The following is a 15,923-nucleotide window of genomic DNA, read 5'->3' on the forward strand; positions in this document are numbered from 1 at the left end:
ATGTACAGCTCATTAAAGTATGTTGCCGTTATTCTTCTGTGGCAGCCTTGTAGAAACTCAGATCAAATATATCATCCTGAGTCAACTCAGTATCTATGTAACCAAGATCATGCTGTACCTTGGCATAATTTACAGTTGAGTTTACAATTATATTTGGATCTGCAATCCACTGGCCATCCCACTCATCAAGGGAAGCGCGTACAACATTAACATCCCATCCGAGTTTGTCAGCAAATATCTGGGCTGCTTCATCTTTATTCTCAAGGTTATACTCAGTTGCCTTAATGTGGGTTTTCACAATCTGTGTAACCAAATCAGGATTATTGCGGATGAGGTCACCACTCACAACCAATACACAGCATGCATGTCCAGGCATGATTTCACCGGAAGATACAACGGGTCTCCCACTGCCTTCTTGTTCAATGAGGGTGGGTGCGGGATGTGGAAGGAACACACCATCAACATGACCTGCAGAGATAGCAGCAATTGCATCTCCCGGACCCATTGCCTTGATAATCACATCTACATCCGGTTCGAGCCCGTTTTCAATGAGCCAGTTACGCAGAATGGTATCCTGAATGGTTCCCGGTGGGAAAGTTGCAATTGTGAGTCCTTTAAGATCTTCGGGACTTTCATACGGAATTTCTGGAGCTAAAACAAGATCAGAACCCTGTGAATTTACCCCTGCAACAATTTTGGCATCAAGACCACCGCTTAGTGCAGAAATAAATGGAGCTGCACCAACGTATGCTACATCCAGGTCGCCTGCAAGCATTGATTGCATTTCAGGAGCACCTGTGGGGAATTCAAATTCATTGATTGTTGTTACGCCAAAAGGCGCGAGGTCTTCAGCCCACCAGCCCTTTTCATAAGCAGTCATGTATGCAATCTGGTGAGTGCTTGGCTGATATCCGAAATTGATCACTTTTACGACCGATGCTTCGCCGTCTTCTTCCGGTGAAATACAGCCGGAAATCAAAACGACGCCGGCAAATACAATCAAAATTAACAAAATAGTTTGAAGTTGTTTCATGATAATGCCTCTCAAATAAACACGTCCTATATAGTAAGTCCTATATAGTAGATATAATCTGCAAACTGGAACCATCAAATTTATAGTTTGCCGTGAAACATAATTATTTAACCCAATAGTGATAATCTCCAAGGTAATATTTCCTAATAATGAACAATATGTGGAGGAGATTATACAAAATGAGTACTGCAAACAAAGTTATAGAAGCTGCATTTGAATCTGATGAAGCTTTCCAACAAACCTTACTTAAGGTCATTAAAGAGGATCTGGGGCTCACAGCAATTAAATTTTCAGAGTATTCCGGGATTCCTCCAAGTACTCTTTACAAACTTATGTCTGGAAACAGGGAGCCAAATCTGCGCACAATAAGGCAAATTGTAAAAACCATACGCAAAATAGAAGGGCAGGAAAAAGACGATTTCATTGCAGTAATTGCTGCAAGACCCGTGCTTGACAATATAAAGGAATCAAAAAAGAAAATCTGTGGTAACCTCTGTACTATTCGGGAATACTCAGCCACGACGATGGAAGAAGCTATAATTGCCGCAGTGAGAGCTGAAAGGGAAGGTGCAAAAGCACTTGTATGCGCTCCTATAGTCAGCCCTACCGTTGAGAAAATTCTTCGCATCCCGGTTTCAACTATTATGCCAAAAAATAGTCTTGTGGAAGCTATTGAAAACGTGGCTCGCAAGGTTGAAATTAAAGGATAAAAAAGTATTGTTAATTAAACATGAGTAGTTCTTTATTTCTATATTTTATAGAGCAAAACACAACATTAAGCGTTTGTTTGATGAATTCCCTTTGTTCATCAGAAAGTTTAAACTCATCCATAGAATCCCGGCTAGAAGCCCTCGAAAAACAGATGGATTTGCTCCTAAAAACGCTATCAGAAGAAAAGAGTGGGCCCGCTGAGATTCGAACTCAGGATCCCCGCCGTGTAAAGGCGGTGTCATAACCGTCTAGACCACGGGCCCAGATTTATTGCAACTCCTTAATGGAAAAGCTGGTATATATCATTTTTGTAGTCATACCGCTCTCATCTGGAAGCTTTTTATATAAAAATGTCTGATTACGCATAGTGCCTGAATCCTCCTATGAAAATGAGTCTGAGATTGAAGAGCTTTATCTCGGAGACTATGCAAGCATCGGTTCAATTGTAAGGGAAGCTCTTCCCTTTGAGCTGGTAGCAACAGTAGGAGGTGTGTTTGCAGGTTTAATTTTTTCCGGGATGACCAACGAATTGCAGATGATTCCGGGGTTGATTGTTATTGCTCCTGCAGTTTTGGGTATGAGGGGAAACATTTCTTCAACACTTGGTTCTCGACTCGGAAGTGCTATTCATATGGGTCTGATTACTGAAGTCGACATGAATAACCCTGAGCTTACTAACAATATTATAGGTTCCCTTTTATTGAGCTTTATGCTATCTATTTTCCTGGGCATAATGGGTCATTTTATGACTCTTGCAATTGGTCTTGAAAGTGCGGGACCTTTTGTCCTTATAGCTATTGCAGTAATTGCCGGAGTTTCATCTGGATTAATTCTATCAGTTGTTGCTGTGCTTTTCGCGTTAGGTATGTTCAGGTTCGGATTTGACCCTGATAATGTAGTAACTCCAGCAATCGCAACAATCGGTGATATTGTATCCATGATAATGCTCTTCATTGCAGCAAAGGTGGTGATTCTCCTGTGAGTTATTACACCATTAAGGGTATTGTGAGAGGTAGTGTTCCAATTCTTGTTTTTACAGCATTTATCGGCATCATTGCAGGGCAGATTATGAATACAAGACTTGATAGTCTTCTCTCTTCACCTGTTCTTTTACTTCTGATCCCTGCTCTCATCAAGATTGGAGGAGATACCGGAAGTATGCTTGCAGCAAGACTTGCATCGGCTTTTCATATGGGTTTGGGTACCACACATATTCAAAAGAATCCGGTGGTAAGGAACAGCCTGGTAGCTGCTTTTATTGTAGGTATAATTGCATCATTTGTCGTTAGTTTCCTTGTTTGGATAGCAGGACACTACTTAGATAATTCCCTGCCATTTCGTATAATATTCCAGCTATGTGTCATTGCTGAGATTTTTGAATTGATTGTTGTATATGCAGCAACGCTTGGAATCGCTATAGCATCTCACCGCTTTGGGCTGGATCCTGATGATACTATTATTCCCATTATTGCAACTCTGGGGGATATTGTGGGAGTGCTGGCGATATTTACTACAATTAATGCCTTTAACATAATATAAACTAAAATCACTAATATATGAAGATAGAATATATATTCAAGGTCGAAATATCATGTCGCCAAAGGAAATAAAGTACAGTCCGAGAAACCTTAAGGATCTTCTTATCGAGATGAAGAACACTTCCGAATTAATGGTTGATTTGGCATATTCTGCAATGGTTTATGATGATGAGGACATTGCGCATGAAGTCAATAATCTCGAAGAACGCATGGACACTTATTTCTATCAAATGAACATGGCTGCAATACTCAGCACCAGGAAAGTGGATGAAGCTGAGGAAATGACCGGTGTTCTTCAGTTGGCTTCTTCATCTGAGAAAATAGCAAATGCAGCAGGTGACATTGCTAAGATAGTATTGATGGATATGGGGATTCCCCTTGAGTTGAAAATGGCATTGAGGGAAGCTGAAGAAACAATTATTCGCTCAACTGTAAGTGAAGACTCACCAATGGTGGGTGCTACACTTGGTGATCTTGAACTTGACACTGAAACAGGGATGTGGATAATAGCAATCCGGCGCAATGCAGACTGGATTTATGATCCTGATCACTCTACAAGAATAAGAGCCGGCGATGTGTTATTTGCGCGTGGTCATGACGAAGGGGTTCCACTTTTAGTGGAGCTTGCTACTAATCACAAGTATATCCCCCAAAGAATCGACCATGAACGTATTCTCAGGGATCTTGAAAGGGCTGTTGATATTATTGTGGATATGAAAAACATGGCTGAGCTTTCTGTGGGACTTGCATATTCAGCAATTCTCTTTGACAACGATGATATTGCAGAAGAAGTCAAAGCCATAGAAGTAGAAATGGATTCGATGAAATACGATCTTCAGCATTGGGTACTTGAAACTGCAAAACATGTAGAAAATGTAGATCAGTTAAAGGGTCTACTCGATCTTGCAAATGCTTCAGAAACAATCTCCGATGCTGCATATGGCATTGCTGACACAGTCCTGAGGGATATTGAATTGCATCCCATCATAACTCTTGCTGTCAGGGGTTCGGATGAAGTAATAACTCGTCTGAAAGTTGAGGATTGCTCACCAATTGTAGGCAAAACATTTGGTGAACTCAAATTGAGCACTGAAACCGGCGTACATATTATGGCAGTAAAAAGAAACGGAAGGTGGGTTTACAGCCCTAGTGCAAGAACCAAGGTAGAAAGTGGCGATATCCTGATAGGTCGCGGTTCCCACACAGGAGAAGAAGCACTAATTGAGATGTGTTCCTGTCCGGTAAGAAAGGATTAAAATCCCTTTATTTTTTTTCGTATTTGCTAAGTGCAGAACGGGCCATCATATTGGAGCCAAAGATATAAATCACCATGACAACTCCAAGCCAGATGAAATGCTTCCCGATATCTGCCATATCCAGATATTTGAGCGCAAGGCCTATGAATAGGATTACCATGCTTACAAGCCCGATTTTACGGTTTCTGTTTTGTATACGAATGTAATTTTGTTTTTCCAGCATGTAGTTTTTCTTATCTTCTTTCATGCTCTTATCCTCAAAGATTAATCATTTTACTGGCAGCTTTTCGCAATCTATTAAAGACGGCAGCACCAATTCCCTGTGACGTAAATGAACCGTCTACCAGTATGATATCGATTCCTTCCATGTCCATTTCTCTCATTGCACTAAAAATCCGCTGGGCTGCGACAGAAGGTTGGGAGGCTAATCCTAATGAAATAACTTTCATGGCTACAAAATTATCCTGAAGCTCTTCTGTTAGGAGGACTCCGATCTTCTTTTCTTCGGATGAGTATTGCTGTATTAATTCTGCAATCTTTTGTTTTATAGCTTCCGCACTTCCTTCCAGCAGGATAACTTCCGCATGGGGGGAATAATGAGTATATTTCATTCCGGGGGATAGCGGGTTTTTAATACCTTCCTTATTGTCTTTGTATCCAATTTCCACTTTTCCGACAACAGTTTCGATATCTTCCCTGGAAATTTCTCCTGGTCTCAGGATTATTGGAATGTCACCTCTTGCATCTACAACAGTTGATTCAATGCCGATTTCCGTGTTTCCTCCGTCAATGATTGCATCTATTTTTCCATTGAGATCATTCATTACATGTGATGCAGACGTAGGACTTGGGCTTCCGGATCTGTTGGCACTGGGTGCTGCAATAGGTGTGCCAGATGCAAGTATGAGTTCACGTGCAATTTTATTTGAAGGAAGCCTGATTGCCACACTATCCAGTCCCGCAGTGGTGATATCTGGTACAATTTCTTTCTTTTTCAGGATTAATGTAAGAGGTCCGGGGCAAAATGTGTCCATGAGTTTTTTTGCTGTGGGATTTATCTCATCTGCAAGACGGAAAAAATCTTCTTTTTTTGCAACATGTACAATTAGCGGATTATCAGCAGGTCTTCCTTTAGCTTCAAAAATTTTCTGAACTGCATCTGGATTCAGGGCGTTGGCTCCTAATCCATAAACTGTTTCTGTTGGAAATGCAACGAGCCCACCTGCCCGAATTATTTTTCCGGCGGACTGCATTACCTCTTCAAAATTTCCCTTGTCCTGAACAAAAAGATGGGTTTGCATCTTCATTGGAGTATTCCATCTTTATTTGTAAGTTTTTCCGTAATCATCCATAATTGATTCATCACACAAACCGACACCATGTCGGTGTGCAGCTCTTGCAATCATGTGGGCAGCGATAGGTGCTGTTAATAGCAGAAATAAACCTACAGTTATAGCTTTTAATCCCATTGCCGAAAGTCCGACTTTCAACACAATACCAATCATTACTGAAAACGCACCGACAGTTCCGATTTTTGTTGTAGCATGAAGGCGATTATAGACATCAGGAAGACGCAATAAACCGATCATTCCAAGAAATACAAAGGCTATTCCTATCAGGAAAAAAAACATACTGATAGCGTCAATTGCAGTAGTTAGTGTACTCAAAATACAGTCCCCTCATCAAGATATTTGGATATTGTTACTGTTCCTATGAATGAAATTATTGAAAGTACAAGGGCAACATCAAGGAAAAAAATAGATTCCTGTACAAATGAATAAACACCAAGTGTTACCACGATTACTGTAGTCATTGCATCAAGAGCTACCACCCTGTCCGGGATGGTGGGTCCGACTATTACCCTGTAAACGCATGGGATCATTGAAAGAACCATGAAAACAAGGACAATGTAAAATAGTTCTGAAATCATTCAAATGCCTCCAAGACGTATTCTTCCAGGTCATCACGAATGGAATCACGAAGTTCCTTTGGATCGGAAACATCAATTGAATGGATATAGAGTGCGGATCTGTCGTTTGAAACATCAATTGTAAGTGTTCCGGGCGTCAGTGTAATGGTATTGGCGATTGCAGTTATGGATAAATCCTTTGTGGTACGCACCGGTACTGCAATGATTCCAGGATGGATATCTATTTTTGGCTGCAAAACGATTTTTGCTACCACAATACTGGCTTTTATAATTTCTACTATGAGCATTGAAAAGTATCTGACTAATTTTGGTATCCGGAATATAATATTGCGATATGATGTCTGCTTATCGATATCATAAAGTTCCTTAAATGGCCTGATTACTAAGAGTCCCAGTACAAGGCCGATGAGGAAATTTGGCAAATTAATAGCACCATGAAGGAAACACCATGTCGCTCCCAGTGTTACTGAATAAATAACATACTGTTTCATCTTACACTCCTCTCGAGTACTGCTGTTATGTATGGTTGTGGATCAAGCAATTCATTTGCAATTGATGTAGAAAGTGCCATTAAGGGTTCCGGGTAAATTCCGAGAATCAAAACAATCCCTGCCAGTATTACCATGGGGATTGCCATTCTGGTTGACACGGTGTGAGTATGATAGTCTCCATATTCATCAGTTGCTTTCTCGCCCCAAAACATGAGAAGCCATGCTCGGAACATGTAGAAAAGGGTCAATATTGCAAATAATAATGCGATTATTATTGGGATATAATATTCACCCAAAAGTCCTGCATCAAAGAGGACAAATTTTGCAATAAATCCTCCCATTGGCGGAAGTCCTGCAATTGACATGGAACCTATAAGAAAAATACCGCTCATCAGAGGTGCGGTTTTTACCATCCCTCCCATTTTGCGCATGTCTCTTGTACGTGCATGGTGAATGATCCCGCCAGCTGTCAGGAAAAGCATGGACTTAGCAACCGCATGATTGACAAGGTATACAAAAGTTGCTGCAAGTGCATAAGCAGTACCCATACCTACTCCTAAAATCACATAACCAATTTGGCTGATACTTGAATATGCCAACAAACGTTTAACATCATTTTGGCCGATTGCTGAAATTGCCCCGATTATTATAGTTAGAAGTGCCAATATAATTATAATTGGCTGAAGGATGAACATCGCATCATGGAATATTAGGTAACACACCCTTAGGATTCCGTATACTCCTACCTTTATCATTATTCCGCTAAGCATTGCACTTATTGGTGAAGGTGCAGATGGGTGTACGTCAGGGAGCCAGTAATGCAAGGGGAAAATGGCGGCTTTGTTTCCAAAGACAACAATGAACAAGAGTGCAATGACATATATATGCCATGGCATAGTTCCCGCAGCGTTTAGAGTTTCGATTTTGACAGCTATGTCTGCCATATTGAGTGTTCCCACTGTAGCATAAAGAGCAGCAATTGCAATAAGCATAACAATGGAACCCAGCATGTTAAGCATGAGATACTTGAAAGCGGCTTCCATTTTGTCAGGTATTTTTGTAAAGCCACCTTTTCCGGAAGCAACTACAAGTCCGCATGATGATAGTAGCAGGATTTCGAAAAAGACAAACATATTAAATATGTCGCCTGTGAGGAAAGTACCGTTAAGTCCTGCAACCAGTAAATTGAATAATGCATAATATGTTGTGTTGAGGGCTCTACTGTCCATATAGTCAAGGGAGTATATCAGTGCCATAAGGGAGACAAGGGAGCTAACTACTACCAGTCCCGAACTAAGTAGATCGGCCACCAGAATAATTCCATATTTACCCCATTCGCCGACTTCATAAACCAGAATCCCGTTATTCCAGACGTTGAAAAGGAGTACAATGCTCAATGCAAATAGTATTAATGAAGCAAAGAGATTAATGCCCTTCTGGAAAGATGGCATCGTCCTGAGTATCACTGTTATTGTCGAAAGGACGATGGGCAATACTATCAGTATAATAGGAATGTGGTTTGATATATACATTAACCCCATAACCTCCGCAGTTTTGAGATGTCTGTAGTCCCGTATTCTTCATATATGCGATATATAAGGATCAAAATAAATGCGGTTGTTGCCAGACTGATTACAATAGCAGTAAGTACGAGTGCCTGTACAAGAGGATCAACGTATATCATCTCAGCTGATTCAGGAACAATAGGTGCAAGAATTGAATTTGCAAGATCATCTGTGAAGATTGTCCCGGACGAAGGTTCAATGTGTTCGCCGGTTATTATTGGTACCTTTTCTCCGTTAAAAAGACCGGTTGAAACAATTAACAGGTTTACTGCATGTGAAAGAATGGAAAGCCCAATGACCACTTTGATGAGATCTTTCCTGAGGATAAGGAAAGTTCCGATACCAAAAAGTAATGCTATGGTTATTGAAAGCAATGTATTGTTCATTTTTCCTCCCCCAGTGTTTTGAATATGTAAAGAAGGCTTCCGATTACTACAAAATAAACTCCTGTATCAAAGAGTGCTGCAGAAACCAGTTCGATTTCTCCGAACATTGGTAGGTGTACCAACTCCACTGCGCTCCTGAAGAAATTATGATTAAAGGGTATGGCCGCAAAAGCTGTCATTGATGCCAGTAGTAGTCCAAATGCAAACCATTTGTCCCATTCCGGATTAAAGAAGGATTTCACATTCTTAAGTCCAAAAACTACATATGTGAGTGATATTACTGATGCAAACATAACTCCTCCGATAAATCCTCCTCCGGGGTTATTGTGTCCTGCAAGCAGGAGGGATATGGAGAATAAAATTATCAACGGGATGCATATCTTAGTAACAGTTTTGGTAATGAGAGTTGTCACTGTTTGTCACCTCTACTGCTTATGAGGTTATATGTTCCTAATGCAGCAAGACAGAGTACTGAAATTTCTCCCAGAGTATCGTATCCCCTGAAATCAACAATTATGACATTGACAATGTTATGGCCACCTGCGAGAGGGAGGCTCTTCTCCACAAAATAATATGAAAGGGATTCTAATGGGTATACTATTTCATGTGTTGCATTGAGTAACAGGATCAATACTGTGAGGGATACTGCTGAAGCAATAACGAGGTCTTTTGCCATGGTGGTTCTGGATATTTTTTCTCTGAATATCTGCGGAACCCTGACAATCACCAGCAGGAAAATTATTGTGGTAAGTGTTTCCACCAAGATCTGAGTCATGGCAAGATCTGGTGCTTTGAGATAGATGAAAACAAGGCTTACAAGGTATCCCACAGCTGAAAGTGCGATTATGGCATGCAGGTATTTTTTTAAGACTGCAGATGCGATGGCTGCAATTATCATCAGACCAAGTATTAGGACCTCATATGCAGGGACATTAAAGTTCAGGTTATCCGGAATCAGAGTAGCCGCAACCATGAGGGCAGGTATTGTTCCCAGAATTACGAATAATAGAAGCATGGCATTAATGTAGGTCTTTATAGTACCCGGCTGGAAACATCCAGCAAAGTCTCCAGCTCTGGATTTTGCACCATCTACTATTTTATCATATACGTAATTCATGCTAAACCATGGAATGCGTTCATTTGTCCGGTTTTGCCATGCAGCAATATTGTCATATTTTGTGTAGACTGCAATTCCAATCAGGAATGTTGCAATTGTCATCATCAGGGATGTTGTGAATCCATGCCACAGTGCTACATGCAGATGTACTTCCTCAAGCAAGATTCCAGCGGTAGCCGGTTTGATTATGTAATAAACGGCAGTGGATGGCGAAATCCCGATGAATATTACAAGGACTGCAAGGAATGCTGCAGGAATCAGCATGGTCAATGGTGCTTCATGGACATGCTGGGGAAGGTGATGATCCTGTCGTTTCCCAAGGAATATCCCGTCGATGAGTTTTATTGAGTATGCAAATGTAAATACACCACCCATGACTGCTATTGCAGGAATAAGAACTTCAAATGGTCCTCCAAGTATATGCCCCATCTCAAGAGAAGTCTCATAGAACATTTCCTTGCTGAGGAATCCGTTCAGAGGTGGCACTCCTGCCATAGCAAGAGCTGCAATTGATGCGATTATGAATGTGATAGGCATCTCTTTTCGCAATCCTCCAAGCTTGCGGATGTCACGGGTAGCAGTTTCGTGGGCTACAATTCCGGCTACGAGGAAAAGACATGCTTTGAATATTGCATGGTTGAGGAGATGGAATGTGGCTGCTGCAACCCCGATTCCGGGTTCATGATACGATGTGTATCCATACATTGTCATCATGTAGGCAAGCTGGCTGATAGTCGAATAAGCGAGAATTGCTTTGATATCCGTCTGCCTGAACGCTAGGAATCCTGCAAGTAGCATTGTGAATATTCCGATTCCACCTACAAGGATAAACCATGCATCTGTTCCGGAAAATATTGGATGCATGCGTGCAATCAGGTATATACCGGCTTTTACCATTGTTGCGGAATGCAGGAAAGCACTTACCGGAGTTGGGGCTTCCATTGCATTGGGAAGCCATATATAGAAAGGACCCTGTGCGGATTTCGCAGAGGCACCGATCACAATCAGGATTAGGGTTATAAGAAACAATGGATGTACCTTAAGATTCTGTACAATTTCTGGATTCTGGAGGATTGTAGGAATATCAAACGTACCGGTTATGGAGTGTAGTAAAATGAATCCAGCCAGCATGAATAGTCCGCCTCCAACTGTAATGAGCAATGATTTGGTTGCGCCGTAGATTGAAGCGGGTTTGTTTCTCCAGTAGCCGATAAGCATGAATGATGTAATGCTGGTAAGCTCCCAGAAAATAAAGAGCTGGATTAGATTTGATGAAAATACCATTCCGATCATGGATCCCATGAAAAGTAATAGGTATTTGTAGTAGCGTGGTAGGTCCTCTTTGTGGGACATGTAGCTATTGGAATAACCCATTATGATAAAGCCAATACCAGATGCAATAAACCCTATCATCATCGAAAGACCGTCTGCATAAATTCCAAATTCAATGCCTGCAGACGGTAACCAGGTTATTGATTGTTTAATTGCATGACCTTCTGCTACAGTGTGGGTAACCTGTCCAATGAGAATAAAACTGATTAATGCAATGGCTGCCGAAAACCAACCAATGCGATGTTTGATGCCTTTTTCAATAAAGGGAACAAACAAAGCGGCAACAAATGGAAAAAATATCGCCAGAATGATTGCATTAAAGGGGTCCATGTCTTTTCTTGATTGCATTACCGATATATAACTGTTGTTAATGAATAATTAAAAAAATAATACAGTTGGTATGATTTAGGTATTTGAGTATTGCACTTTGCGAATCATTTTAGTTCAAACCAATTATATTTTTGCATAAAAATGTAATCTTATACTTTCTTTTTGCTAGTTAGATAAGTTGCTTTATATGAATGCCTCCTGCGTGGAACAAATTATATATAGGGTAAATTTGTATAGGAGTGTTTGCTTCAGGCATGCGGTTCCTGAAGAAATGGCATCCTCGTTTTTGTGGATGTCAATAAAATATATGGGCTCGTGGTCTAGCTGGTTATGACGTCGCCTTGACATGGCGGAGGTCCGGAGTTCGACTCTCCGCGGGCCCACCATAATCCGATAACTATAAATGCAAACACATTAACTATGTGTTGCTTACAATGCCCAGGTAGCTCAGTTTGGGAGAGCGCTGCCCTGAAGAGGCAGTTGTCCCCGGTTCGAGTCCGGGTCTGGGCACCAGGGATAGGAATTGAATATACACCAGTAGTGTAGTGGTTATCACCGGGCGTTGCCAACGCTCGAACCCGGGTTCGAATCCCGGCTGGTGTACTCATTTATTTTTATATATCATTTTTAATAATTTACCCATCTCCAATGGGTTTGGTGTATTGTTTCTGATTCTTCTGTGTTTTTTGCACTTCTATATAAAAAATATATGATTGTGAAAAAAATACTATAAGGATACATATTCAATAAATTCAATAAATGTGCTGCAAATAATATTTGTTTTAAACCTTTAGTGCTGTCACGTAAGCTGTACAACATCGTACTAATTTTTGAGTATAATCAAGGGTATGGGAAAGCAAGCAGTTCATAGATACTCTTAGAAGATGTTTTCAGTTTCGCTATATGATTCTCAAACTATATTTAAACCAGCATTGTTGGGAACAGAGTCGCTGGAATTCATAAGATGTTGTTGTAATCGCAAACCATTTCACGTATATGCATCCAAATTATGTCCAATAGGTAGGTCAGAATAATACCATATGCCTTCAATATAATCGTTTATCTATGACACTATTTTAATGAATAGTTTACCAGTAATACCTCTTTTTACAGAGCCTGTTTCAAAGATCCATTTTAGTATCCTCCCTTCTGCCGGGAAATGATTTCTAGAAAAGCAATGCAAGTGAATTAACTACAGATAGATGAATCCCAAAACATGCTACAGCGAGGCGCAGTAGTGGCAACAATTAATGTCATTAGCCTTCAAATCTGTGTCAATGAGGGGATGCATTCGATCAGAATTCCCTTGATATCCTGAACCTGATGATGAAGGGAGCAAGGTCACAATGATAGGTCGTTTTGCTCAACTGACTCCCCAGAGACTCAAAAAGTCTTCAACTCTTAATATGGTTAAGAACTGAAAGGATTGATAATGATAAGTTAATTCCCCTGACCCAAAGATTCGCTCTCGGAATCAATTGCTTTCTTGGATGTTGTACTATTAACGGCAAGCAGTCATGAAATGACGCTATTGATAATTTTTGATACAATTCTGCACGCATCAAATGTAGTATTATTGGAAGTTGTCTCCTTTATCAGAATCCTTTTTTGAAAAGGGATATAGCAGTTTATGGATACAGAAATAGTGGATTCTGACTTTGATGCTTGATATTGTGGGACAGGCATGAGGCACTCCCACAAATACTCAAAAATTGCGGAAAAATCATTTAGTGACAATGGTTAAATTGTGGTTAGATCAATATCCTTTCCGGATTTGAATAAATATAAAGATTGGGTCTGCGTGCAAATCCAACCAGTGTTACATTATTTGCCTGTGCAAGTCTGATTCCCTGATCCATTGGTGCAGCCTTGCTTACTATTACAGGAACTTTCGCATTCACAGCTTTTCCCACCATGGTAACAGACAATCTGCCTGACGTTGCCATTATGCACTTATGAAGCTTTACACCTTCAAGTGCTGCTTTGCCGATTGCCTTGTCAACAGCCGAAGCCCGGCTAACGTCCTCGCAGAATGCAAGTATTTCACCATCCTGACTTGCAATAATCGTCGAATGGGCACCGCCTGTCCTTCGCCAGATCTTCCCTTCTTCAAAAATATGATCAATAAGATCAAAAATCGTATCTTTCTGTACTCTTAAGTTAGGATCTGGATCAGCAGTACATTTTGTCAGTTTTTTTGTCTTGCAAAAAAGCTTGTTATTATCAATCTCAATCGAAGAAATATCATCTGCATTTTCAATGTATCCTTCAGAAATCAGATGGCCAGCAGTCATCTCTTCAAGTTCTCTCGGACTTCCTAAAAAAGAAGAAATGTAATTGTCATTCAGGAAAATTTCAAACATTTCCTCAACGACAACGTCTACACTGATCTCTTTCGGGGACTCATCGCCCTTGATCTCAATGCAGTTCATGGAAACATAAGGAGCAGTTTCATCCCGCTCCTCTTCTTTCCATGTAATTTCGGTTTCTGGCTTCTTATCGAAATGCCAGTTGTCTTTGCTCATGCCTTCTCTTTCAGTTCCTTAACCTTTGCAAAGAGCTGTTTCATTGTGTCCTCATTGCTCTTTGTAAAATCAAAGGGTGAGTCAGTGAATGGCTCGAAGTAGACTGGTACGTTATCCAGTCTGTAGAATGTACCGTCACATTCAAATGCGTCGATGACACCTGGCAGGAGAACGTCTGCACCTGATGGGGTCGGACCCGGTGCGATGTCAATACAGACCATTGGTATCTGGCAGAGGTATTTAGCAGAGTCTGCAGGAGTATGGCCCACAAGGTCGGCACCAAGCACAAGGGCAGCATCAACATCCTTTTCCCTCAGTAAGTCAACACAGGAAGTTTCTCCCGGATTGTATCTGGCGTAACCACGTGCAAAGTCAAGTGCAAATGGGTATCCGTAGAGATAGGTTGCAATCTGGTTAAAACCTGCTACATTGCAGTGTCCACGAAGTGCACCTATCCTAAATTTGGTACCATGGTTGTTATTTAGCTCTTTTACAAGGTTCAGTGCCATTTCGATGTTGCGGTGCTTACCGAAGGATGAGCCTGCACCAAGACCTACGTTAATGCTTCCGAATTTGGCTTCAAGCATCATATCAACCATTTCTTCCATTACGGATATAGCTATACCTGTCACCTGTTCCACGGAATGGTGTGGTGTTTTTCCATTAAGGATGGTAAGCAGGGCATTCAACAGTTCATAATCACTGTTTGGCTGGAGTTGGATATGCAGGTCAGATGCAACAGCAGTATCTGTTTTACGTGGGTCTACTGTTATAACTTTCCTGTCAAACCGACCTCTCTTTGTCCAATATCCTCTGGGGAAAAGACCATACTTTGACATGTGTCTGGGCATGGATGCGAGTGGGTTTGTCCCCCAGTAAATATTCAGATCGGAACGATTTATTGCCACTCCGCAGGTAGATGTAGGCAGACCTGCTTCCTGGATACCCATACATGTTGGCCCATGACAGATAGTTGCGTTAGAGTCTACCACACCGCCAAGATATTCTCCCATGTGAAGACCAACTTCCTGAGCTTCACAGGAGGTTTCACTGCCCATAAAAAGGAGCGGTCTTCTGGAGTTGGCAAGAATTTCGGCAGCTTTGTCTAAGGCTTCTTCCCAGCTTACCTTCACAAACTTACCATCTTTCTTGATCATCGGATCCTTTATACGGTGCTCACTCACGACTTCCTGAAACTTACCGTTACCCATTTTACAGGCATTTTTCACAGTGATACTGTTGTCTTTAAGCTCGACCTGGATGTCTTCACATGATCCTCCACAAACAGGACATACTACATTCTTAACAACCATTTCACTCACCTCCATAGTATAGTTTAAGCACGACATCCTCAGCGTCGAGCACCTCATCGTCACTTGGTTCCACAGTTACGGGGCTTCCTTTGTAGAGCGGGGATCCGGTGGAGAATGTCCATGGGTTCACGACAACATTAGACCAGATTGCACGGGGCATAAAGATATTGCCACACATCACTCTGTCAGTGCATTTTGTGTTAACCACAATTGAATACCTGCCATCTGTGCTGGTTACTTTCACTTTTTCAGGGCATCCCAGCAAGTCAAAATCTTCCGGTGAAATCCAGCAGACTGCACATTCTTTTTTGTATTCTTCGCTGTATTTGTTTCCACCTTTTGCAAGCCTTCCTTCATCAATAGTGCTTCCGGTGTTTAGTAAGAACTTCATTATTG

General features: G+C 41.2%; 17 protein-coding genes and 4 tRNA genes. 7 read left to right on the forward strand and 14 right to left on the reverse strand.

The annotated features are described in order from the left end of the window. Nucleotides 1-28: 28 nt before the first annotated feature. Nucleotides 29-1,033, reverse strand: coding sequence for an ABC transporter substrate-binding protein (locus PWQ49_RS03870; RefSeq protein WP_300608091.1), 1,005 nt, complete (start codon nucleotides 1,031-1,033; stop codon nucleotides 29-31). 179 nt (nucleotides 1,034-1,212) lie between these two features. On the opposite strand from PWQ49_RS03870, the gene PWQ49_RS03875 reads away from it, so the two are divergent. Continuing rightward, the gene (locus tag PWQ49_RS03875) at nucleotides 1,213-1,743 is read left to right on the forward strand and encodes a helix-turn-helix domain-containing protein (protein WP_300608094.1); all 531 of its coding nucleotides are present in this window, start codon (nucleotides 1,213-1,215) and stop codon (nucleotides 1,741-1,743) included. Between the two features lie 190 nt (nucleotides 1,744-1,933). Here the strand turns inward: PWQ49_RS03875 and PWQ49_RS03880 are convergent. Then, nucleotides 1,934-2,007: transfer RNA gene (locus PWQ49_RS03880), tRNA-Val, on the reverse strand. A gap of 101 nt (nucleotides 2,008-2,108) precedes the next feature. Here PWQ49_RS03880 and PWQ49_RS03885 point away from each other — a divergent pair. Genes PWQ49_RS03885 through PWQ49_RS03895 form a run of 3 tightly spaced genes read left to right on the forward strand, consistent with a single transcriptional unit; the run spans nucleotide 2,109 to nucleotide 4,538 of the window. Beyond that, nucleotides 2,109-2,726 (forward strand): magnesium transporter, encoded by a 618-nt coding sequence (locus PWQ49_RS03885; protein WP_300608305.1) that lies wholly within the window; start codon nucleotides 2,109-2,111, stop codon nucleotides 2,724-2,726. Continuing rightward, nucleotides 2,723-3,283, forward strand: a complete 561-nt coding sequence (locus PWQ49_RS03890; protein WP_300608096.1) for a magnesium transporter — start codon at nucleotides 2,723-2,725, stop codon at nucleotides 3,281-3,283. Before PWQ49_RS03885 ends, PWQ49_RS03890 begins: the two co-directional genes overlap by 4 nt. A gap of 52 nt (nucleotides 3,284-3,335) precedes the next feature. Then, a complete protein-coding gene (locus PWQ49_RS03895; protein ID WP_300608098.1) occupies nucleotides 3,336-4,538 on the forward strand; it encodes a potassium channel family protein in 1,203 nt (400 codons plus the stop codon). A gap of 7 nt (nucleotides 4,539-4,545) precedes the next feature. Here PWQ49_RS03895 and PWQ49_RS03900 read toward each other — a convergent pair whose 3' ends face one another. The 9 genes from PWQ49_RS03900 to mbhE are packed head-to-tail and all read right to left on the reverse strand — an operon-like array spanning nucleotide 4,546 to nucleotide 11,689. Then, entirely contained in the window at nucleotides 4,546-4,785 is a 240-nt protein-coding gene (locus tag PWQ49_RS03900) for a hypothetical protein (protein ID WP_300608100.1), read from the reverse strand. A 10-nt stretch (nucleotides 4,786-4,795) separates the two neighbouring features. Further along, the gene (locus tag PWQ49_RS03905) at nucleotides 4,796-5,845 is read right to left on the reverse strand and encodes an L-threonylcarbamoyladenylate synthase (RefSeq protein ID WP_300608103.1); all 1,050 of its coding nucleotides are present in this window, start codon (nucleotides 5,843-5,845) and stop codon (nucleotides 4,796-4,798) included. 15 nt (nucleotides 5,846-5,860) lie between these two features. Then, nucleotides 5,861-6,205 carry a monovalent cation/H(+) antiporter subunit G gene (gene mnhG, locus PWQ49_RS03910; protein ID WP_300608106.1) on the reverse strand — a complete coding sequence of 115 codons (345 nt, stop codon included), beginning with the start codon at nucleotides 6,203-6,205 and terminating at the stop codon, nucleotides 5,861-5,863. After that, on the reverse strand, nucleotides 6,202-6,468 hold the full coding sequence (locus PWQ49_RS03915) for a cation:proton antiporter (RefSeq protein WP_300608109.1): 267 nt from the start codon (nucleotides 6,466-6,468) through the stop codon (nucleotides 6,202-6,204). Before PWQ49_RS03915 ends, mnhG begins: the two co-directional genes overlap by 4 nt. Then, nucleotides 6,465-6,959, reverse strand: a complete 495-nt coding sequence (locus PWQ49_RS03920) for a Na+/H+ antiporter subunit E (protein ID WP_300608111.1) — start codon at nucleotides 6,957-6,959, stop codon at nucleotides 6,465-6,467. The genes PWQ49_RS03915 and PWQ49_RS03920 overlap by 4 nt, the downstream gene beginning before the upstream one ends. Next, complete coding sequence (locus PWQ49_RS03925; protein WP_300608114.1) at nucleotides 6,956-8,491, reverse strand: NADH-quinone oxidoreductase subunit M; 1,536 nt, start codon at nucleotides 8,489-8,491, stop codon at nucleotides 6,956-6,958. Before PWQ49_RS03925 ends, PWQ49_RS03920 begins: the two co-directional genes overlap by 4 nt. Then, nucleotides 8,491-8,910, reverse strand: coding sequence for an NADH-quinone oxidoreductase subunit K (locus PWQ49_RS03930; RefSeq protein WP_300608116.1), 420 nt, complete (start codon nucleotides 8,908-8,910; stop codon nucleotides 8,491-8,493). Before PWQ49_RS03930 ends, PWQ49_RS03925 begins: the two co-directional genes overlap by 1 nt. Continuing rightward, nucleotides 8,907-9,323, reverse strand: a complete 417-nt coding sequence (locus PWQ49_RS03935) for a monovalent cation/H+ antiporter subunit B (protein ID WP_300608119.1) — start codon at nucleotides 9,321-9,323, stop codon at nucleotides 8,907-8,909. The genes PWQ49_RS03930 and PWQ49_RS03935 overlap by 4 nt, the downstream gene beginning before the upstream one ends. Next, a complete protein-coding gene (gene mbhE, locus PWQ49_RS03940; RefSeq protein WP_300608121.1) occupies nucleotides 9,320-11,689 on the reverse strand; it encodes a hydrogen gas-evolving membrane-bound hydrogenase subunit E in 2,370 nt (789 codons plus the stop codon). Before mbhE ends, PWQ49_RS03935 begins: the two co-directional genes overlap by 4 nt. Nucleotides 11,690-11,998: 309 nt before the next feature. On the opposite strand from mbhE, the gene PWQ49_RS03945 reads away from it, so the two are divergent. The 3 genes from PWQ49_RS03945 (at nucleotide 11,999) to PWQ49_RS03955 (ending at nucleotide 12,292) form a co-directional block, all read left to right on the forward strand. Next, a tRNA-Val gene (locus PWQ49_RS03945) sits at nucleotides 11,999-12,075 on the forward strand. Nucleotides 12,076-12,125: 50 nt separating this feature from the next. After that, nucleotides 12,126-12,202, forward strand: a tRNA-Phe gene (locus tag PWQ49_RS03950). Between the two features lie 18 nt (nucleotides 12,203-12,220). Beyond that, nucleotides 12,221-12,292 (forward strand) — tRNA-Gly (locus PWQ49_RS03955). Nucleotides 12,293-13,440: 1,148 nt separating this feature from the next. Here the strand turns inward: PWQ49_RS03955 and PWQ49_RS03960 are convergent. From PWQ49_RS03960 to PWQ49_RS03970, 3 genes are read right to left on the reverse strand one after another with little or no spacing between them, the layout of a single operon-like run. After that, a complete protein-coding gene (locus PWQ49_RS03960; protein ID WP_300608124.1) occupies nucleotides 13,441-14,214 on the reverse strand; it encodes a formate dehydrogenase accessory sulfurtransferase FdhD in 774 nt (257 codons plus the stop codon). Next, nucleotides 14,211-15,536, reverse strand: a complete 1,326-nt coding sequence (locus PWQ49_RS03965; protein ID WP_300608308.1) for a formylmethanofuran dehydrogenase subunit B — start codon at nucleotides 15,534-15,536, stop codon at nucleotides 14,211-14,213. The genes PWQ49_RS03960 and PWQ49_RS03965 overlap by 4 nt, the downstream gene beginning before the upstream one ends. Then, nucleotides 15,529-15,918: a molybdopterin dinucleotide binding domain-containing protein gene (locus PWQ49_RS03970; RefSeq protein WP_300608126.1), complete on the reverse strand. Its 390-nt coding sequence runs from the start codon at nucleotides 15,916-15,918 to the stop codon at nucleotides 15,529-15,531. Before PWQ49_RS03970 ends, PWQ49_RS03965 begins: the two co-directional genes overlap by 8 nt. Nucleotides 15,919-15,923 lie beyond the last annotated feature (5 nt).

Source organism: Methanohalophilus sp. (assembly GCF_030156785.1).
Classification (GTDB): Archaea; Halobacteriota; Methanosarcinia; order Methanosarcinales; family Methanosarcinaceae; genus Methanohalophilus.